29 protein-coding genes are annotated in these 17,072 nt (G+C 46.6%); 11 read left to right on the forward strand and 18 right to left on the reverse strand.

The features are described from left to right. Positions 1–97 precede the first annotated feature (97 nt). From Q4Q54_RS00005 to Q4Q54_RS00040, 8 genes are all read right to left on the reverse strand, one after another. Positions 98–562, reverse strand: coding sequence for a DUF4265 domain-containing protein (locus Q4Q54_RS00005; RefSeq protein WP_311987050.1), 465 nt, complete (start codon positions 560–562; stop codon positions 98–100). A gap of 100 nt (positions 563–662) precedes the next feature. Next, on the reverse strand, positions 663–944 hold the full coding sequence (locus Q4Q54_RS00010; RefSeq protein ID WP_311987052.1) for a hypothetical protein: 282 nt from the start codon (positions 942–944) through the stop codon (positions 663–665). Positions 945–1,059: 115 nt separating this feature from the next. Continuing rightward, positions 1,060–1,728 carry a DUF4304 domain-containing protein gene (locus Q4Q54_RS00015; protein WP_311987054.1) on the reverse strand — a complete coding sequence of 223 codons (669 nt, stop codon included), beginning with the start codon at positions 1,726–1,728 and terminating at the stop codon, positions 1,060–1,062. Positions 1,729–1,826: 98 nt separating this feature from the next. Then, positions 1,827–2,249 carry a hypothetical protein gene (locus Q4Q54_RS00020; RefSeq protein WP_311987056.1) on the reverse strand — a complete coding sequence of 141 codons (423 nt, stop codon included), beginning with the start codon at positions 2,247–2,249 and terminating at the stop codon, positions 1,827–1,829. Positions 2,250–2,326: 77 nt separating this feature from the next. Next, the gene (locus Q4Q54_RS00025; protein ID WP_311987058.1) at positions 2,327–2,641 is read right to left on the reverse strand and encodes a hypothetical protein; all 315 of its coding nucleotides are present in this window, start codon (positions 2,639–2,641) and stop codon (positions 2,327–2,329) included. A 127-nt stretch (positions 2,642–2,768) separates the two neighbouring features. Next, a complete protein-coding gene (locus Q4Q54_RS00030; RefSeq protein WP_220591989.1) occupies positions 2,769–3,173 on the reverse strand; it encodes a hypothetical protein in 405 nt (134 codons plus the stop codon). Positions 3,174–3,351: 178 nt separating this feature from the next. Then, on the reverse strand, positions 3,352–4,077 hold the full coding sequence (locus tag Q4Q54_RS00035; RefSeq protein ID WP_311987061.1) for a hypothetical protein: 726 nt from the start codon (positions 4,075–4,077) through the stop codon (positions 3,352–3,354). 100 nt (positions 4,078–4,177) lie between these two features. Beyond that, entirely contained in the window at positions 4,178–4,474 is a 297-nt protein-coding gene (locus tag Q4Q54_RS00040; protein ID WP_311987063.1) for a hypothetical protein, read from the reverse strand. A 317-nt stretch (positions 4,475–4,791) separates the two neighbouring features. Between Q4Q54_RS00040 and Q4Q54_RS00045 the strand changes: the two genes are divergently transcribed. Further along, positions 4,792–5,751 carry an integron integrase gene (locus Q4Q54_RS00045; protein ID WP_311987065.1) on the forward strand — a complete coding sequence of 320 codons (960 nt, stop codon included), beginning with the start codon at positions 4,792–4,794 and terminating at the stop codon, positions 5,749–5,751. A 369-nt stretch (positions 5,752–6,120) separates the two neighbouring features. Here Q4Q54_RS00045 and Q4Q54_RS00050 read toward each other — a convergent pair whose 3' ends face one another. From Q4Q54_RS00050 to Q4Q54_RS00095, 10 genes are all read right to left on the reverse strand, one after another. Further along, positions 6,121–6,480: a hypothetical protein gene (locus Q4Q54_RS00050; protein WP_006083861.1), complete on the reverse strand. Its 360-nt coding sequence runs from the start codon at positions 6,478–6,480 to the stop codon at positions 6,121–6,123. After that, positions 6,470–6,685, reverse strand: coding sequence for a helix-turn-helix transcriptional regulator (locus tag Q4Q54_RS00055; protein WP_006082023.1), 216 nt, complete (start codon positions 6,683–6,685; stop codon positions 6,470–6,472). The genes Q4Q54_RS00050 and Q4Q54_RS00055 overlap by 11 nt, the downstream gene beginning before the upstream one ends. 72 nt (positions 6,686–6,757) lie before the next feature. Continuing rightward, a complete protein-coding gene (locus tag Q4Q54_RS00060) occupies positions 6,758–8,026 on the reverse strand; it encodes a tyrosine-type recombinase/integrase (RefSeq protein WP_311987068.1) in 1,269 nt (422 codons plus the stop codon). Continuing rightward, a complete protein-coding gene (locus Q4Q54_RS00065) occupies positions 8,027–8,251 on the reverse strand; it encodes a hypothetical protein (RefSeq protein WP_012088970.1) in 225 nt (74 codons plus the stop codon). Next, positions 8,241–8,924 (reverse strand): replication protein P, encoded by a 684-nt coding sequence (locus tag Q4Q54_RS00070; protein WP_311987070.1) that lies wholly within the window; start codon positions 8,922–8,924, stop codon positions 8,241–8,243. The genes Q4Q54_RS00065 and Q4Q54_RS00070 overlap by 11 nt, the downstream gene beginning before the upstream one ends. After that, positions 8,921–9,712, reverse strand: a complete 792-nt coding sequence (locus Q4Q54_RS00075) for a helix-turn-helix domain-containing protein (RefSeq protein ID WP_311987072.1) — start codon at positions 9,710–9,712, stop codon at positions 8,921–8,923. The genes Q4Q54_RS00070 and Q4Q54_RS00075 overlap by 4 nt, the downstream gene beginning before the upstream one ends. Positions 9,713–9,854: 142 nt before the next feature. Next, positions 9,855–10,592 carry a hypothetical protein gene (locus Q4Q54_RS00080; protein WP_311987074.1) on the reverse strand — a complete coding sequence of 246 codons (738 nt, stop codon included), beginning with the start codon at positions 10,590–10,592 and terminating at the stop codon, positions 9,855–9,857. A gap of 165 nt (positions 10,593–10,757) precedes the next feature. Continuing rightward, positions 10,758–11,084 carry a hypothetical protein gene (locus tag Q4Q54_RS00085; protein ID WP_259559687.1) on the reverse strand — a complete coding sequence of 109 codons (327 nt, stop codon included), beginning with the start codon at positions 11,082–11,084 and terminating at the stop codon, positions 10,758–10,760. A gap of 5 nt (positions 11,085–11,089) precedes the next feature. Further along, positions 11,090–11,713, reverse strand: coding sequence for a hypothetical protein (locus Q4Q54_RS00090; protein WP_311987076.1), 624 nt, complete (start codon positions 11,711–11,713; stop codon positions 11,090–11,092). Between the two features lie 31 nt (positions 11,714–11,744). Continuing rightward, on the reverse strand, positions 11,745–12,035 hold the full coding sequence (locus Q4Q54_RS00095; RefSeq protein WP_311987078.1) for a helix-turn-helix transcriptional regulator: 291 nt from the start codon (positions 12,033–12,035) through the stop codon (positions 11,745–11,747). A gap of 112 nt (positions 12,036–12,147) precedes the next feature. Here Q4Q54_RS00095 and Q4Q54_RS00100 point away from each other — a divergent pair, with 112 nt between their 5' ends. From Q4Q54_RS00100 to Q4Q54_RS00150, 10 genes are all read left to right on the forward strand, one after another. After that, entirely contained in the window at positions 12,148–12,813 is a 666-nt protein-coding gene (locus tag Q4Q54_RS00100; protein WP_173243294.1) for a LexA family transcriptional regulator, read from the forward strand. Positions 12,814–13,467: 654 nt separating this feature from the next. Further along, the gene (locus Q4Q54_RS00110; RefSeq protein WP_311987079.1) at positions 13,468–13,830 is read left to right on the forward strand and encodes a hypothetical protein; all 363 of its coding nucleotides are present in this window, start codon (positions 13,468–13,470) and stop codon (positions 13,828–13,830) included. A gap of 82 nt (positions 13,831–13,912) precedes the next feature. Next, a complete protein-coding gene (locus tag Q4Q54_RS00115; protein ID WP_220592641.1) occupies positions 13,913–14,260 on the forward strand; it encodes a hypothetical protein in 348 nt (115 codons plus the stop codon). A 30-nt stretch (positions 14,261–14,290) separates the two neighbouring features. Continuing rightward, entirely contained in the window at positions 14,291–14,920 is a 630-nt protein-coding gene (locus Q4Q54_RS00120; protein WP_311987081.1) for a hypothetical protein, read from the forward strand. After that, positions 14,917–15,306, forward strand: a complete 390-nt coding sequence (locus tag Q4Q54_RS00125) for a hypothetical protein (protein WP_311987083.1) — start codon at positions 14,917–14,919, stop codon at positions 15,304–15,306. Before Q4Q54_RS00120 ends, Q4Q54_RS00125 begins: the two co-directional genes overlap by 4 nt. Then, positions 15,303–15,953 carry a hypothetical protein gene (locus Q4Q54_RS00130; RefSeq protein ID WP_311987085.1) on the forward strand — a complete coding sequence of 217 codons (651 nt, stop codon included), beginning with the start codon at positions 15,303–15,305 and terminating at the stop codon, positions 15,951–15,953. Before Q4Q54_RS00125 ends, Q4Q54_RS00130 begins: the two co-directional genes overlap by 4 nt. Next, positions 15,950–16,243: a hypothetical protein gene (locus Q4Q54_RS00135; RefSeq protein ID WP_311987087.1), complete on the forward strand. Its 294-nt coding sequence runs from the start codon at positions 15,950–15,952 to the stop codon at positions 16,241–16,243. Before Q4Q54_RS00130 ends, Q4Q54_RS00135 begins: the two co-directional genes overlap by 4 nt. Next, complete coding sequence (locus tag Q4Q54_RS00140; protein WP_311987089.1) at positions 16,244–16,522, forward strand: hypothetical protein; 279 nt, start codon at positions 16,244–16,246, stop codon at positions 16,520–16,522. Then, entirely contained in the window at positions 16,519–16,749 is a 231-nt protein-coding gene (locus tag Q4Q54_RS00145) for a hypothetical protein (RefSeq protein WP_311987091.1), read from the forward strand. The genes Q4Q54_RS00140 and Q4Q54_RS00145 overlap by 4 nt, the downstream gene beginning before the upstream one ends. Continuing rightward, complete coding sequence (locus tag Q4Q54_RS00150; protein WP_311987093.1) at positions 16,746–17,066, forward strand: hypothetical protein; 321 nt, start codon at positions 16,746–16,748, stop codon at positions 17,064–17,066. The genes Q4Q54_RS00145 and Q4Q54_RS00150 overlap by 4 nt, the downstream gene beginning before the upstream one ends. Positions 17,067–17,072 lie beyond the last annotated feature (6 nt).

Raw genomic sequence — 17,072 nt, forward strand, 5'->3', positions numbered from 1 at the left:
CAGGTTAGGCGTTCAAAATGAACCGCCCTGTGCGGAGCCGCATGCAGGGTGGTGTGGGGGCTGGAGGCTAGATACCTCCGGCTACCCGATTAGCTGTTTACTCGCCGTCAAAGCCCAGCCCCTCTCTTGCCTCACATGTTTCGTACGATAAAATACCTTCATTCTCCCACTTATAAAGCCAATTACAAACTTCGCCATAATCGCCTTCTGGCTCTACGTCGATTGAGAATAATGTACCATTTGCATTTTCATGGTACGCCTTGAATTGATTAAGTTGAGATAAAAGCGCTGCACGCTCTTGTGCGGATGCTTGATCTAAAAATATGACTCGTAGCGTCTTATGACCGCAATACTCATGCACTTTAAGTATCGAAGGTTTTAAATCATCACTTTCGGACTTTGCGAATACGATATCGTAGAAATTTATTCCGTATGCATGAAAAGGTGTGTTTCGCATGCGATATAAATTGTTCCCGAGATCTTCAGCCCAGAATGATTCGCCGCCTACCTCTTCATTTCTTGGTAGATCCAAATGGATTTTGGTTAAATTTTCTTCGGTCATATGATTTTACAGCTAACGCTTTAAACAGCGGAAAGACCGAGCGCTTTGGCCGTTGTTTGGCCTGCAAGGGATTTTCCGATGATTTAACTTGTTATAAACACTATTCAATTCTGGCACCACATTTATGACATTGATCTTGCGGCCAACGTAACGAGAAAACACTTAGACCACGTAATACTTGCTTTGCGCCACAGTAAGGGCAGGCCAACTTTATGGCATAGACGATAGCAAAAATACCCCAGCCCATTCCAAGCCAATATGTCCAGTTCTCAATATGGTAGAAGTTTGAAGCGTCAAAATTATTTGTAGAGGTTTTATGTATTACTGTGATGATCAACTGAATCACCAAAATACCAATTAACCTCAACTTATATTTATTCATTCAACGCGGGCTTCCATGTGCTTATAACGCCTTACTAATAGGCGCATAAATGCTTGGCTAAAATTAGCGACGAAGGAGCGCAAGCCAAGCGTTTTGCGTCCTTTTGAGTAACTTGTTAGAGAGCCCTTGCAATAGCTTCATCTACAGTGTTGAATGCACTAGAAAAACAACCTGAATTAATGGCATTTTGAAAGTGAGTTCTCGCCATTGATTCATTACCTAATTTCAACTCAACATAACCAAGCAAATAAGATCGACGAGGGGATGGATTTCTACCAAAACCCCATAACTCATCCATTGATTCAGGTTTATTAATTAAGATATCCCTGATTGCTTCTTTTGTCTCAAGGCTTTCAAACCAGACTAACCCTCGATTCAAAATTTGTTCTTTTGCATCAAGAATACATTCTTCAATATTTGAGCCATCAGGTTTTACAAACCATATATCCTTGCGTTCCAATTCACTTTGTTCAAAAGTACGCTGTAACCCACCTCTGAATGGACATTGAAATTCTTCTGGGCAAGGTAAATCAGCTTTTGATTTTATGGTGTCATGTTCAGTAGGTATATCGACATGAAAAGAACCTAGGTTTATCCCAAAAGAATATGTCGTAACTCCCATTACATCAGCATTATAAGAGTTAAAACTTTGGAAATTAACAACGTCTACAACATCCCCTCTATAGCGCCACGAGTTACGAGTTGTGAATTGACTAAACCCTTTTGCTTTCAATTCAGGTCTAATTAATTCTCTGATGTATCGGTTAACAACTTTACTATCCATGGCTCTCTAACGCCTTACTAATGGGCGCATAAATGCTTGGCTAAAATTAGCGACGAAGGAGCGCAAGCCAAGCGTTTTGCGTCCTTTTGAGTAACTTGTTAGCTATACTTTTCTGATTCAAACTCTGTATTTGACCATACTAAGCCAAGCTCTGGACTTTCTAATGAAAATTCTGAAAATACACAACTGTATGATTGCGCTACATCACACATAAATTCGACCCAGTTTATAAAGTCTGTTTCGCTCAATTCATTGCCATAAGGTCGAGTTGTACCAATTAAAGTTTGATACCCTTTTTCATCAACATCGCCAAGCTCAATTTCATAGTTTTCACTCAATTGTGCAGCTAAATCATTTAACTTGGATGGAACATCGCAAAAGTGAGAAAAATCCATAGCAAAGACAGTGTCGTCGTTTGCTCCAGAGCGTTTAACATCATTCCAAAGCTGGATCGCTTCGTCTATTTTTCTACTTTTAATTCGGGCGTAGTATTCTTCCCAAATTTTTTGAGGATCGCTCATGTGACTTCCTGTATAGCTAACGCCTAAAGCATGGGCGCGGCTTATCGCGTCCAATGCCTTTACTTGTTAACTGCTGATTACGAGAACTGCTTTTCATAAGCTTCTCGATGGTGTTTAAAATACTTATCATATTCTTCATAAGAATCTATAAGAGCTGTGACTTCAATGCACATTTCTCCCATTTCCTTTGTAAGGTCTTCAAAAGAAATAGACTCACATTTGATTTCGGTATCTCGGCCCTGCTCATATAGCTCAGCTTTGACCACACCAGATAAAAACTCATAGTTTTCAGTTGGAGTGACAGTGCCAAATACGAACCCCATCGGCGGATCACCACCCTCTAAGTTGGTAGTACCAATTACTACATCATTAATTCGAATTTCGTAGATCACTCAAACCTCTAAGAGCAGTTAATGCTCTGCTAATTGGCTGCCGTAGCGCAGCGTAGGCAATCCAGTGGAGGCCACGCTGTTGGTGGCCGGAACGAAATTAAGCAACTTGTTATACGTAATGTACGAACTACTTAAAGACTGCATTTTTACCTTTCATTGTGAACATTTCACCTATAAGTAACTCAGTTTCAGTTAACTCATATGGCACGATAACTGTAACCGAATAGCCGCTAACGTGATCTAAGTCTACGGCAATTGAATCAGCCCCCTTAACTCTCACATCGTAAACTAAAGCTGAAGCTATAATCTCACCAGTTTGTGCTGATTCTATATAGTGGTTTTTAAGTAAATCGATTAATTCAGACGAGCGAGGTCTTTCCTCGCCATTTGATACAGACAAATTTACTTGTTCACCATTTGGTTTCATTATTTCACCAAACGGAAAGAACTCTTCGTTTTCCAGCAAGAGTTCTTTTGCCAAAGGTAATACCGCATCAAACAACTTTTGAGTCTCAACTTTTCCTTGTTCCATATTACTTCCAAAACAATTAAAACTTAGAATTAAAAATATTACAGCAAGCTTAAGCTTCATAATTACGTATAATGCCGCGCTTATTTGCCGAAGGTTGGTGGCAACTTTTGTGCGGGTTTTATGCACAAAAGATGACAGTAACCGGAGGTCAAATACAGCGCCTTGTTAAGCGTACTTTTCAAAAGCCTAACCCCATACGTTTCCATTCTATTTGCCAAGACTCAAATGCTGCAATGTATGCAACAACCTCAACATTTTCTTCAGAATATAGGCTTGGGTTAGCCTTGGTAAAATGCTGTGCCTTTTTCATCATTTTAAAAAGGAATAGCGCCTTCTTTTCAAATTCTCGCCAGGTGACAATTGCTACCCACTTGTGTTCATTAAGCGGTGTTTCAACTTTCAAATGTTTAGAAGACTCATCGATTAACGCAAGATATGAAGTAAATACAAATTGCGCTCCTTGAATAAGCCTTCCGGCATGAATTAAATCATTTATTACACTTAGTGTGTCAACTTTACTAACAGAATCTTCAATATTCCCACTTAAAGTTTCGCGCAAAAGTATTCCACACTGCTTTTCCAGCGGATGTATCGCTTCGTCAGTTAGCCTTACAAGTCTTTCGAAACTTTCCTTAATTCTTAATAGATGGTCTTCAAGTGCTTTATCCGAACTTTGCTGATCAATTACTTGCTGCTGGACCTTAATTTGTTCCTTAACTCCGAGATAGGCTAAGAATGCTAGTACCGGACCAACAACTCCACCGAAATAAGAGCCGAAGTTTCCCCAATCACTTTGATCTTCAGAGAAAGAACTGATCTCTAAAACATTAAAATTGAAGTAATACAGTCCTAACACTCCAATAATTAGTAGAGCGACTAGACCGTATACTGAAACTTTTAACATACTTGCAAATTTCCCTATCGCTTAACGCTTTTAGCAGCGGCCGAGCGCAGCGAGGTCCAGCCCCAGCGTCTTTTTGCTGGGGCGATGCTGGCTAAACTTGTTATAACGCAATTAGGCCACCGTTTACGTTGATATTAAAATGTTTGTTTTCTTTGAAGTCGATTGCTTTTGCTGGCAATAAACCTTCTGTTGTTGGTACTAACTCAGATAAAGTGTTGGCGATGTAATACTTTAAATCTTCTTTTTTGAAAAAAGTTTTAGCTACCAATTTAGCCTCACCGGAATCATAGCGAACTACGGCCAAATGAGAAGCTGATTGGCGCTTGAAGCCTGGAGGAACATTGATCCCTTCTTTATCGCAATACTCTTGAATGAGCTTTGAGTACTTCCCTTTCATGATGACTCTTTTGAGTTATAACATTTTATTAGTGCGCATGCGCGTTTACCTCATTAGACCAGTAAAAACGCGCACTGTTAATTACTTGTAATAAAAGGAACTTATCAGCTTTTTTTCAAATACACCATCTGGAAAAACGCGCATGCGCGTTTCCCAAACCTATTATCTCAAACCATCAAAAAATAACTTATTGATAATTAATACAATATATAATTTAACATAAATGTAAACGCGCAAAAAAATTTACACTCTTCCTTGATTTAAGCGATTTCTAAATAATACTGTATATATAAACAGTAAAAGCAAGGATTGCTATCATGAGTATAAAAAGCCCTTTTTTAAGCGGTGTTCAAGAAGAAATGCGCATGCGTGGTTACAGTATCAGAACAGAAAAATCCTACCTGTATTGGATAAAGGCGTTCATTAACTTTCACCACAAGCGTCATCCTGAAACGATGGGAACAGAGGAGGTCGCACAATTCTTAACCTTCCTTGCCAATCAACGGAATGTGGCTATCAACACTCAAAAAATTGCACTGAACGCGTTAGCCTATTTGTACCAGAAGCATTTGCATCATGAGCTTGGAAACTTAGGTTTTTGCTATGCCACAAAACAGCGTTATTTACCTACTGTGTTATCCCCTTCAGAAATCTCACTAATACTAAATGAGCTTGATGACCGCGATAGGCTAATAATAGAACTACTCTATGGTAGTGGACTGAGAGTTTCAGAATGCCTCAGGTTACGTATCCAAGATATTGATATTGAACAAGCTTCGTTGACTGTGAAGGATGGTAAAGGTCATAAAGATAGACAAACAATCCTTAGCCATAAATGTGCCATTAAACTCGCAGCATATATTAATAAGGCAATGGAGATTCAACACCGTGACAACCAACAAGGGATCGGCCCTTCCCTACCCAATGCGTTAGAGCGTAAGTATCCTAATGCCTTTAAGCAACACGGATGGATGTTCATTTTCCCTTCAACCACAACCTGCATTAATCCTTATACAGGAACGCTTTGCAGGCATCATCTTCATCAGAGTGTTATTCGTAAAGCGCTCGGCAATGCGGTGCGTAACATCAAAATAACTAAGCGTGTTACCTGTCATACATTTAGACATAGCTTTGCAACCCATCTACTTCAATCGGGCAGTGATATCAGAAGTGTTCAGGAGCTACTTGGCCATAATGACGTTAGTACAACACAAATCTACACCCATGTGCTTGGCCAACATTACGCAGGGACAACGAGTCCATTAGATAAGTTATAAATTCTAAGTAATAAAGCAATCTCGATTGCCTCTAGTCGTATTACTAATTCAGGTCAACTAACACTTAACTTACAGAGTGTTTGGGTTGCCCCGTAAAACACTTGGGGGTAACTGGCGTTTGCCCAAACAAATGCATAAAGGCGTATTGCGGCAAGAGCACCAGAACGATAAATCCACAAAACAATCATTTGTAAAAGCCTAGTTTCATTGTGATCAATATAGAGATCACACCTAAGCTCAACGCATCATTTAATCGCGAATTATTTTGCATAGGTATCTGTCTGAACCTTTGATAAAATCCAGTTAACGGGTTAGCAGTCTTGGTGGACAACCGGCTAACCCGCTAGCCCTCGTAAGAGGGCGTTCCTTCTAATTCATCCTATCCAGCAATGCCATTTCGGCTTTTCTTAGCCAGAAGATGTAAGACTTTTTGCTGTCAAATCCCATTAAGGCCCACTGCTCTTTGCAGAGGTAATGGGCGCGGATGGCGCGTTTACAGTTTATGGATAACTGCTCAACGAGGTGGTCAAAATGGGCGACGTGGGCAGGCACGTTGAGTTCGTGCTTTAAGTTGCCGCCGCCCAAGGCTTCGCCTAAACGGTCGCAGGCGCTGCGGTTTGAAAACCCCTTGCCCAATTCTTGGTGCACCCAATAACGGCCCCAGCGATACAGCCCTAACCGCAACGCCTTAATGTTCATCCTCTGCTCGGGTTCATCGCTAAAGCCCATTGGCCACCTCATTTATCTTCTCAATCGAAAGCTTAAACACATCAAGGCATATTGATGTCACATCGTCATAGGGCGCAGTAGTACGGCCATTTTCCCAACGTTGGTAAGTGTTGCGGCTAATGCCGTAAATCTCAGCCACTTCGTCTTGGGTCATGCCCCGTAAACGGCGCCCTACTTTCAATACATCCGCGGCGCGATTAGCCATAAATCCTCCTGCGTGAAGTCCATAACCCACTCGTTTTATTTGTGATTGTTTTTGTGATTGCCATTGTTAGCGTCATAACCATCCCACTAACATTGGCTCGTCCGGCTCACTCGTTTCAGTGGTCGATTGGCGCATAATCTCGGGCGCCACATCATCAAACCCCAACGTGATTAAGTGTGCGTGGTAGGCATCTAACGCCATCAACATGCCCTTATCTAAGGTGCTGTTGACGTAAGTGCGCAGCAGTAATGGCAAGGTGTGATTCAATATCCGTTCACCCACCATGGTATCTACCCCCATATCCGCGATAATGGTGCGGCACAGTTTTCTTAATGCATGGGAGGTAAACGCCTTAAACCGAATGGTTTCACTCCAATATTGCGCGGTGCGAATGCTCACCGGCCCCACTTCGCCTGGGAACAAAAACGCCCGCTTGCCCACATGCGTGTATTGCCACTGGGCATAATGGGTTATCAGCTTTTTGGCTGTGGGCGTCATGGGCAGTCGGTGCTCTTGGCGGTTCTTGGCATTCTCGGCGGGGATAAACCAGTAATCGCCGGCAAAGTGGTCCCAACGTGCTAAACGGGTTTCCCCTATGCGGGTACCGAACATCAGCATCAACACAAACAACATAGCCACCGGTCTGACTGCATTTCGCAATGCGCTGAATAACGGGCCCACGTCCGACTCGCTTAATTGCGTGCCCACCAAAGGCGGCATCTTCAAACTCATTTGCACCCGATACCCCGCCAAGCTATTGGTGTCTAACACCCGTAAATCGGCCGCAACCGATAACGCCCGCTTTAACACTTTCACCGCGGCTTTGATGTAATTGGCCGAGTAGCCCTGCGCCAACATGGGTTTGATTAAATAACTGTCCACTGCGATAAAGTTCAGCTCATTGAGCGGTAACTCACCAAAGCAGCCACTGAGATGTTTACTCACTAACGATTTACAGTTACTGCGCCAGCTATTGCTTAAGGTGCGGTTGCACTCCACATGGGTGACAAACCACGCCAGTAATTGCGCGACCGTGGCAAACTCGTTGCTGATGACCGCTTGGCCCATGCTGCGTTTGGCGAGCAAGCTGGGTAACTCGGCTAAAAAGGTCTTTAAGCACATCACTGGCCATACGCCCTGCTTTTGCCACACGGTTTTGCCCGCTTCGTTCATCACTAAATACACCGAGGCTTGGCGTCTATCGGTCGAGGCCCGTAACCGCACCGCCGGAAACTGCGTGTCCCGAAAGTCCCGCGTTATCCCTGCCCGCAACCAACGGCGCAATACTGCATCGTTTAACTTGCCTTGCTCTACGCCTGTTGCTGTCATCACCTGCGCCATCTAACCCTCCAACCGATATTCAAAGGTGTGATGGGTACCCGAGCGTATCCGCTTAACCCGCTGGTTCATCGGCATATCCCGAAACCGCGCACTTAAGGCTGTCTCGCTGTCGTGAACCCCAAAGCGGTTAAAGCTCTCTTGCTGGATTTCAAACAGGGTCCAAAACCGTTTGCCTGTGATGATGCGCATCAAGCGTTCGCGCTGTGTCAGTGGTTTATTCGCCATCGTTTGCCCCCTTAAGCCCAAGGTTGGTTCGTAAATTGGCAATAATTGATTTCGCCTTTGCCGCCTCAGTGGGCCGCGTCACTGTTTCGGGTAATGCCTTTGGCAATGCCACATCGGTCAACTCGCCACGGCCAAAGCGCCGACACAGCACTTTGTAGTTGCGCTCAAATGTCATTAGCACGTCCTTTTCAAGCCCAGTCGCAAACATCCAACTGCCTGTTTCACGCACCGCTAAGCGCACCACATCATGGCTCCACGTATGCTTGTCAGGATGATGGTAATGGCGCGTTGCCTCCTTAAACGCCGCCTCTAACTTGGGCAATCCCAAATCACAGGCCGTCGGTTGGCACCAAAGCGCAAACTGGCGCGGTGTCGGCCAAAACTGCCTATCGCCCTGCTCGCGTCTCGCGCGATTCAGCCCCGCTTGCACTTGCTCGCGGCTGGCAATGCCCTGCGCAGCCAAGGTTTTAAGCCACTCGGCTTTGTGGGTCGCTTCGTCCTCCGGCCGCGGTGCACTCACCGGGAACAACACCCGCAACTTGCTAAACACGCTGTCCACAATCGCCATGTCCATTGCCGTGGGCTCAGGTTGGCTAACACGCCCCTGCCCAACCAGCGGCTGACGGATTAAAGTCTGCAGTGATTTCATGCTCGCATTTTGATTGGCCGTCATATCAAGGGGTCCTCTGGGTCATACACCGCGTAGCTCCAATCCACTTGCCCAACGGCGGTTGCCATCGGTCTTGGCAACGGCGTTAACCAGTGGCGTTCGCGGATAAACTTGGTAATACCCAACACAAACTGGCCGTTAGCGCTAAAGCCCCAACTCGTATCCAGCGCCGCAGCCTCCTTCAACCACGTCACCGCCAACACGCAATCGGCATCGGTCAGCTTTTCGGCCTTCCACGCTTTCCACGCAGCCGAATCCGAGCCGCCTTTGCGATGGGCGGGATACGCTTTGAAAAACGCATTGAAAACCGACTTAGCACTCGTTGCTGGACAAGAGTCTTTTAAAGATTCATTGATAGGTTCAAAAGAGTGACTGATTCCGGTGCTATCTGGTGGCACAGGGGGTCTGCTATCTGGTGGCATACCTATGCTATCTGGTGGCACCCCTGTGCTATCTCGTGGCAGAGGGGGTCTGCTATCTGGTAGCACCCCTATGCTATCTGCTAGCACAGAGGGTGCTACCTCGTAGCAGATTGAAATTGTATAAATATTGGTTAAATTTCCCTTAGGCCCCTTACGATATTTAACCGTGACAAAACCCATATCAACCAAGGCTGCAATGTGCTTTCTCACTGTGCTATGACCAATCTCACACATATCTGCGATATGCTGATGGCTCGGCCAACACTCACCATTATCGTTCGCGTTATCAGCAAGCTTGATCAACACCAGCTTGCGCAGTGGATTGCCCACCTTGGCCTTCATCGCTTTTACCATCAATTCCATACTCATAAGTCACCCCCAAACAGAGCAACCCACAAACTCGAATTGACGCAAACCCCATGCTTCAGTAACATGATATTGCCTCACTTAGGTATTAAGCCCGCATTCGTCGCCAAACTTTAGCGGGCTTTCTTATGTCTACTGCAACGGGTCAACTGCAATGCGCCCCGTTGCCCTCCGCTCGCTCGCCTTCACTGCCAAGCAAGTAAACCTCGTGCGCCAAGTTACTGCGCAACTGGCTAAAAAAATCACGCCGTTTAATGTGCACGTTGCGGCTAGTCACGATGGCATTCACATTAGCTGTACTCATATCAGCCGCGCCCACATCACCTGCGCCTACATCCTTCGCCAATAGCGCAATAGAACGTTCCGCGCGTTGTTCTTCCATCAACAGATAATTCATAATCCAATCAATGCTCACCGTTGGCAGCAACAACTGCTTGCTACTACCCAGCAACGCCTTATCCACGATGTCGGTCGCGATAACCGCCCAACGCTCGGGGCGACTATGCTGCAATTCATCGCAGTTCCTTAACACCTCAACCATTCGGCCCACCTGCGTTCGCCTAAACAACTCCGCCGTGGTATGCCCATGAAAACAGGCAATGTCTTTGCCCATGTTCACGCCACTTAACGGGGCCCGTTCAGTGGTCCCCGCGCTAAGCTCAGCCACATTAGGCTCAGTGCTATTAGGCATGTTCGACTTAGCTTTAAGCGCCATCGCCTTAAGCATTAACTGCTTTGCCTGCATCATGAGTAACGTCACTTGCGCGGTTTCCATCTCGGTCAGCGCGGCCACGGCGGGCCCATCATCACTGCTAACTTGCCCATGCACCGAACACGCAGCGCCGCCCTCCAAACAACAAATTAAACATTCAGGATCAAACATCGTTATGCTCCTCACTTCATGATCTTAGGTATCAAGCCCGCATCGGTCGCCAAACTGTGGCGGGCAATTTGATAACGGCGTTTTTTACGCGCCCAGTTATCACTTAACTGATTTGTGAACATGTCATTCACTCCTTCTTTCATTTCAACAAGTCATTCAAACAACTCATTTCAACAACTGCCACTTATGCCCATTGGCACACACGGCGCGTTTCGAGCCCGACTTGGTTTGCTTTAAAGCCAAACCGCACTGACCACACGGCACATCAGCCACCCGCTTAAGCATCACCGCATTAATCTGTGCGCTGTGATTCGCTCGTTTGGGCCGATACCCTAACGCCCGCGCCACTTTTACATACTCTTTCGCAATCCATTTGCCATCGGGTTCTAAGTGCAAACCGTCGCCGATCATGTCGCCCAAGCGGATCAACTGCTGATGCAGCTCGGTTTTAGCGCGGGCGATAACATTGATGTTAAGGTTCGATTGCGGCATCGCTGTCACTTCTCGGCCGCGTATTGCGCCGCCTTACCGCCTTGACTCGCTAAATACGGGTACGCCAGCTCTAACGCTGCCATGCTCGCTTGCGTGGTCGCCGCCGACTCTTTTAACTCGCGGTGCGCCGCCACTAACTGCTCGCGCTTGGGCTCACTGCCCAAATGGATCACCGCCACTTGCGCCTCGGCATTCTCTTTGGTGAGCGATGCCGCCATATCGGCCACATGCAACACATGGCCGTCACTCATGCGATCAGCAATCACCGTCACCCCAGTGCAACCAAACACATCGTTGAGATACTGCACCCGCAAATGCTCTGGCAGCGCCGCCACCAGTGCTTGCTCAACATGAAACAAGCGATCAACCTGCGGATGTTGGCCCTCGTACTGGCCGAGCCAACGGAACAGCTTTTGCGCATTAATCCGCGCATCGTTGTGCACGTCTTGTGTGCTCGCAAAGCTAATGCCCTCCGCCGCCAACACCTCGCTTAGCCCAAGGCGCTCAACCGCCGCAACAACATCTATTGCCAGCGCAAAGCGTGTCATCTTGGGCAACTCTAATACCCGATGAATCGTTTTCATCAACAAATTCAAACGGCTATCTTTTTTACGTGAATTGGTTTTCATGTGTACTTACCTCCTTCAACCTACAGTGAACCTAAGCCACACTCGCCGACTTAGGGATATCTAAAACTGAGTTATCCTGTTTATCGTTTGATTGATTTGCAGCATGTGGATCACATTCCAACGGATCAGGAAAAACATCAGAAAATGAACATGAGGAACCTAAGCGATTGAGAGCGTTTACTACTTTCCAAGCCATGTCATAGCTAGGTTTTCTATTTCCATTGGCATAGTGGTTAACAGAACCTTGTGAGATCCCAACCTCGCTAGCCAAATCATCCTGAGACCTATTAATGGCTTTCAGTATTTTTTTGATGTTTGTCATATCGACTCCGTTTTGCCTTTAACACGGATATTACACAATGAAATATTAAACAGCAAACACTTATTACAAAATGGATATTCTGAAATCAATTACAATAGGTAATAATTGCTATATGAAAATAAGTTGGATTGATCTGGTTAAAACCAGAATGAAAGAGGCTGGGGTAACTCAGTCAATGCTTGCTGAAAAGATGGGAATGTCTCAGGGCGCCATCGCTCACTGGTTAGGTGGGAAAAGAAAGCCAAGCATTGAAGACATTGCATCCATGATGAATATCGTGGGGATTCGTCACATGACTTTAGGGGCTGATGGACTGATTGATTACCCTGATTCTGTGTTAGGTAACACTGAGGAATTACCAGCGAAGATATCCTATGTAAATTCATTCCCAGTTATCAGTTATGTCCAAGCTGGCGCTTGGACTGAGGCTGTTGAATCCTGTCCAGCCTCTGCATTGGATGAATGGCAAGACACCACAGAGCGCACGAGCGAAAACTGTTTTTGGCTACGCGTTCAAGGTGACTCTATGACGACACCGACAGGCATTAGTTTTCCTGAAGGCACGCTTATTTTAATTGATGCGGAAAAAGACTATCAAAATGGCTCATTCGTTGTTGCTAAGCTAACAGATATCAACGAAGCGACCTTTAAAAAACTAGTGATAGATGCAGGGCAAAAGTTTCTACGGCCATTAAATACTGCTTATCCAACTCTGCCAATCAATGGTAACTGTAAAATAATAGGCGTCGTTGTAGACGCAAAAATGAAAATTTTTTGACTCTACTAGCAAGCACAAACCGGACACTTTAGTTGAGAGCTTTCAAGCTCTTCAGGTGACAAGGCACTGTTAGCCAAATGAAGTCGTTCCGAGTTGCAGTATTCCATGTAAAGCAGTCACATATGGCTTTATAAATTCCCTTGTTACTTACAACGTTAAAAAACCATTCGTGTTTCAAACCGTCAAAAATCGATCAACAACAGCATTATCCCAAAAAGCACCTACATCCTCATATTGGCTCAGATATCAAATCCGTAGTTATGTGTTTGTTTATGCCCCATCCACATCACTACCACCAAATACACCCTATTTTTAGATAGTTCACGTCACCAGCTCCAAGCTTGGTTAGTCAATACTCAAGATTGCCTCCCTACGTTCTTCAGTTCTATAAACGCTTCTTGTCCTATTAAAACCATCAAATACTTATCCGTTTCTTCTTCCCAATCATTACCACCTCTAAAAATATCAACGCCAATTTGTTTAGTGGAAATATGTCAAAACAAAATATTATTCCATTTTGTAATTGACACATAAATTCCATTATGTAATATTTATTACATCAGCGACACGCCACATTCTTTAACAATCTGGCTCATGAACGACTGATAAATCTTTCGAGATTTACTCCCAATGGGTACTACCGAGGACAAGGAAATGATTCTAGCGAAAGTTCACACCACACCTAAGCAACGCGATGAGTTTCGTCTACTGGTTGCAATTCGTTTTGCCTGCTTGATGGCGCTGGCCAAGGGCCACACCGACCCGATGCATTGCCCACGGGTGCAAGTCCGTTGCGCCGAGCTGGTCAAGCATTTTGCCTATCACCACCCAAGCCCTGCGTTTTACCGCCAGTTCATCCGCCACACGGGCGAACTCGGGCTCAACTTCTGCCTGCGCTTCACCGAGCCCCAACAAGGTTTGTACGGCAAGGTGATGGTGTGGCGTAACGACTCGCAAGCCGTCACTAATGTGCATCCGCTGCACACGATGACGACAGCCACGCCAGCCGGCCACTAAGTCACGATTTAGGCTACCAAGGGGTGATGGTCCATATCCCTGTAACGATTACGGCGACAGTTTCACCTTGTTGGAGGCAATTATGTTTTTTGTTTACGGCGTGTCCATGACCTTAGCGAAAAAGCAGGCGGCCAAAAAGTGCAGCACCTCAGTTGGCGCACACCCTAACCGCCGTCAACTGAGCCCCGACGAGTACCAAGCTAAGTTGGATGATATGGCGCAGCATTTGTTTGACACCATGAAGCCGCAACGCCTGTCGCATTCGTTATCGACGCCCGCGCTGTGCCAGCAATATATCGTGTTAGCCATGACCCAAGAAGCCCACCGCGATGTGCATATTCGCTATCACAAGCTGTCGGACAAGGTGAACCCCAAAACCAAGAAACCCATCATCAATCTGGTGGTGTTTAACGGCGAAGCCGCAGCTTAGCCCTGCTGATTCAAAAGGAAGGAATAGCGTATGACGCACCCAACGAGAGCAACATTTTTAAACGATGTGGCCGAACATCAACTCACCATTCTTAAAGATGATGGCGTGTTCCGCCACATGGTACTCAGCCAAGGCAGCTTTGAGCATCGCTTTGAGATCACCACATGGCCGCAGCATTTGTGCATCAGTGGCGATATGGGCTGTTACGTATTTTCTCGGGTTCAGGACATGTTTTGCTTCTTTCGCCAAAGCGGTGATGACTGGGGTGTTAACGCGAGTTACTGGGAAGAAAAGGTACTGGCTGAGTGTAAAACCGACGGCACTCGTGAGTTTGATGCCAAAGAAGCCGATCAACGCCTTGAGCAGTTTTTGCAGTGGTTTATTGAAGGGCTGGACCCAACGAACGAAGAAGAGGCTGAGGCGATTAGCAGCGCGACCAATGCTGTTAAGGAGTTTACCCAAAACCGCGAAAACGCCGAGTGGGATGTGGTTTATCGCCTCAATCATTGGGATGAGGAAGATGCAGGCGGCATGACGTTAGATGATTTTTGGGATGGCTGGAAAGACCCCTTCACCTATCGCTTTATCTGGTGCTGTTACGCCATCGTTTTTGCCATCCGCCAATACGACGAAGCCACCCAAAGCAAGGAGGCAGCATGAGCAACGAACATGATTTTTACGCCAAACATTACCCTTGGCTCAATGCAGATCAACGTGAGTGTTTTGATTTCCTTTGTGACATTCACAACGGCGGTAATCACATGTTTGGCAAAATCCAAGCCTGTGGTGATCACGGGTTATCAATCAACAGTACTAGCGCGCATTACATGTCTACCTTCGACTATAGCGCCCTCACGACTGCCGTCGTTCTTGCACATGACCGCATGATCCGCTTTCAAATCGAGCCATCGGGCCCACGCATGTTAAAGCTCGTTGCACATAAGCGCCATCAACGTGAAGGCCGAATGAATGAGCGTCACCCCACCATGGAAGACGCGATGAACAATGTAAGGAAGCAATACCCATGTGACGAGGTGGCAGCATGAAACAGCGCCCTATTATTTTCAACACCGAAATGGTGCGCGCCATTCTTGATGGCCGTAAAACGCAGACGCGAAGAATGTTTAAAGCTCAGCCGCATGATGAATGGGCGCCATTTTCTAAAAATGCCGAATGGTATACACCGACAATCATTGATAAACGCGGATTCTATCAACCCGCAAATGATGATGCTTTTGGGGTTAGCAGTGAGGATTGCGCGTTTGTTTCACCGTTCGGCACGCTTGGTGATCAGCTGTGGGTACGTGAGGCAATGACCAAAGCACACTGGCCTGATTTGCATTATGTCTGTGGCGGATTAACGGCGGGCACGGGTGACGAAGACTTTGATTACCGTGGCGCAGAATATCGCGGGTTTATTCCCTCTATCCACATGCCACGCTGGGCGGCGCGCATTCTGCTGGAAGTCACCGCCGTTCGGGTTGAGCGATTAAATGAGATCTCAGAAGACGATGCCATAAAAGAGGGTTTTGATCATTCATGCTCTGCCGCGGCGAAATCGGCGGGCTGGTATGAGAAGCCGCGAGCGGCATTCCTGCGCACTTGGGAGCAAATCTATCACAACGTTGATGCTAACCCGTGGGTGTGGGTAATCGAGTTCAGGGTGATCAGTACCACAGGCGGTGAAGCATGAACCACTTACTCCCAGGCTTTGAATCACAAGAGCGCGTTGCGTTATTGCTGTCGCTTACCCGCATTAGTTCGCCCGAGGTGATTGCCGCGTTAACGCTTCATTACACCAGCGCCCTACCCGCCGAACGCGCGGCGGCTCGCCACGGCATTGAACTGTCGAACTTTATGCGCGGGCAAAAGAAGCTAGAGCAAATCGCCGCTACGGTCGAGGCCATTAAAGCCATCGACTGGGCCAAGCTGCAATCGGCTCATTTGCAATCAAGCTCTTTGCAACCGAAGCAGGTGGCCTAAATGACTCAATCAGCGGCGTTTCGCCATCTGTTAAACCATTATCGCAGCCATAAGTTAAGCCTGTTACTCAAGGCCAAAACGGGCGACAGCATCAAAATCGCACTGGCACTCGGCGCGTTAGATTGCCTCTACTGGCAAGCATTGGGCAACGGCTTAACCAACTTAGCCAAGGGCATTAGCCGCACCATAGTGTATTCGTACCGATATCACCCAATGCGCCTGCCCTGCCATCCGCCAGTAAACCAAACAAGCGACAACCAAAACAAGGAGGCGGCATGAATGCGTTCAGTACCAAAGCGGGCGTGGTCACGTTATCTAAGCCCTACTTCACCTTGATGTGCGAACAGCAACAAATCGAAGTGAAGTACACCCCCAACAATTACCACGGCTGGGGCATTTGTAAGTCTTTTAACGCCATCGAGTGCAGCGACTTCGGCCAAGCCGACGCCGAAGTATTCGCACTCAACGCAGAATCAAAACTCAGGATAAAAGGAGAAGCAGCATGAAGTCGATACAAGCAGCAACTGTAGAACGTGAAGAAGGTTATTGGACCCATCCAGATTTGCCCGAGTGGGATGAAGGCGTGACCCGTGTTGAGTGTGAAGCATGGGCGGCGCGCCAAGGCGGCGAGTTTGTGGCGATTTGGTTTGAACTCGATGCGCCTGAAAACTTAATCGAGCGCTACTTTGACGAGGGCGACAACGATATCAGCGATTGGCACCCCGTTTGCGACAAGGCCGGCTCATTCTTGCTGAGTATTCACGACACCGAAGATGGCCCCGTCGCACTGTTCTTCGCACCGAAAGATAAGGTTGCGGCATGAAGCTTC

Origin of the sequence: Shewanella sp. SP2S2-4 (genome assembly GCF_031932025.1) — a bacterium.
Taxonomy (GTDB): domain Bacteria; phylum Pseudomonadota; class Gammaproteobacteria; order Enterobacterales; family Shewanellaceae; genus Shewanella; species Shewanella baltica.

Coding starts and splice junctions, on each gene's coding strand:
- Q4Q54_RS00005 (WP_311987050.1), bottom strand. CDS start 562: ATGACCGAAGAAAATTTAACCAAAATCCATTTGGATCTACCAAGAAAT.
- Q4Q54_RS00010 (WP_311987052.1), bottom strand. CDS start 944: ATGAATAAATATAAGTTGAGGTTAATTGGTATTTTGGTGATTCAGTTG.
- Q4Q54_RS00015 (WP_311987054.1), bottom strand. CDS start 1,728: ATGGATAGTAAAGTTGTTAACCGATACATCAGAGAATTAATTAGACCT.
- Q4Q54_RS00020 (WP_311987056.1), bottom strand. CDS start 2,249: ATGAGCGATCCTCAAAAAATTTGGGAAGAATACTACGCCCGAATTAAA.
- Q4Q54_RS00030 (WP_220591989.1), bottom strand. CDS start 3,173: ATGGAACAAGGAAAAGTTGAGACTCAAAAGTTGTTTGATGCGGTATTA.
- Q4Q54_RS00035 (WP_311987061.1), bottom strand. CDS start 4,077: ATGTTAAAAGTTTCAGTATACGGTCTAGTCGCTCTACTAATTATTGGA.
- Q4Q54_RS00040 (WP_311987063.1), bottom strand. CDS start 4,474: ATGAAAGGGAAGTACTCAAAGCTCATTCAAGAGTATTGCGATAAAGAA.
- Q4Q54_RS00045 (WP_311987065.1), top strand. CDS start 4,792: ATGAGTATAAAAAGCCCTTTTTTAAGCGGTGTTCAAGAAGAAATGCGC.
- Q4Q54_RS00050 (WP_006083861.1), bottom strand. CDS start 6,480: ATGGGCTTTAGCGATGAACCCGAGCAGAGGATGAACATTAAGGCGTTG.
- Q4Q54_RS00055 (WP_006082023.1), bottom strand. CDS start 6,685: ATGGCTAATCGCGCCGCGGATGTATTGAAAGTAGGGCGCCGTTTACGG.
- Q4Q54_RS00060 (WP_311987068.1), bottom strand. CDS start 8,026: ATGGCGCAGGTGATGACAGCAACAGGCGTAGAGCAAGGCAAGTTAAAC.
- Q4Q54_RS00065 (WP_012088970.1), bottom strand. CDS start 8,251: ATGGCGAATAAACCACTGACACAGCGCGAACGCTTGATGCGCATCATC.
- Q4Q54_RS00070 (WP_311987070.1), bottom strand. CDS start 8,924: ATGACGGCCAATCAAAATGCGAGCATGAAATCACTGCAGACTTTAATC.
- Q4Q54_RS00075 (WP_311987072.1), bottom strand. CDS start 9,712: ATGAGTATGGAATTGATGGTAAAAGCGATGAAGGCCAAGGTGGGCAAT.
- Q4Q54_RS00080 (WP_311987074.1), bottom strand. CDS start 10,592: ATGTTTGATCCTGAATGTTTAATTTGTTGTTTGGAGGGCGGCGCTGCG.
- Q4Q54_RS00085 (WP_259559687.1), bottom strand. CDS start 11,084: ATGCCGCAATCGAACCTTAACATCAATGTTATCGCCCGCGCTAAAACC.
- Q4Q54_RS00090 (WP_311987076.1), bottom strand. CDS start 11,713: ATGAAAACCAATTCACGTAAAAAAGATAGCCGTTTGAATTTGTTGATG.
- Q4Q54_RS00095 (WP_311987078.1), bottom strand. CDS start 12,035: ATGACAAACATCAAAAAAATACTGAAAGCCATTAATAGGTCTCAGGAT.
- Q4Q54_RS00100 (WP_173243294.1), top strand. CDS start 12,148: ATGAAAATAAGTTGGATTGATCTGGTTAAAACCAGAATGAAAGAGGCT.
- Q4Q54_RS00110 (WP_311987079.1), top strand. CDS start 13,468: ATGATTCTAGCGAAAGTTCACACCACACCTAAGCAACGCGATGAGTTT.
- Q4Q54_RS00115 (WP_220592641.1), top strand. CDS start 13,913: ATGTTTTTTGTTTACGGCGTGTCCATGACCTTAGCGAAAAAGCAGGCG.
- Q4Q54_RS00120 (WP_311987081.1), top strand. CDS start 14,291: ATGACGCACCCAACGAGAGCAACATTTTTAAACGATGTGGCCGAACAT.
- Q4Q54_RS00125 (WP_311987083.1), top strand. CDS start 14,917: ATGAGCAACGAACATGATTTTTACGCCAAACATTACCCTTGGCTCAAT.
- Q4Q54_RS00130 (WP_311987085.1), top strand. CDS start 15,303: ATGAAACAGCGCCCTATTATTTTCAACACCGAAATGGTGCGCGCCATT.
- Q4Q54_RS00135 (WP_311987087.1), top strand. CDS start 15,950: ATGAACCACTTACTCCCAGGCTTTGAATCACAAGAGCGCGTTGCGTTA.
- Q4Q54_RS00140 (WP_311987089.1), top strand. CDS start 16,244: ATGACTCAATCAGCGGCGTTTCGCCATCTGTTAAACCATTATCGCAGC.
- Q4Q54_RS00145 (WP_311987091.1), top strand. CDS start 16,519: ATGAATGCGTTCAGTACCAAAGCGGGCGTGGTCACGTTATCTAAGCCC.
- Q4Q54_RS00150 (WP_311987093.1), top strand. CDS start 16,746: ATGAAGTCGATACAAGCAGCAACTGTAGAACGTGAAGAAGGTTATTGG.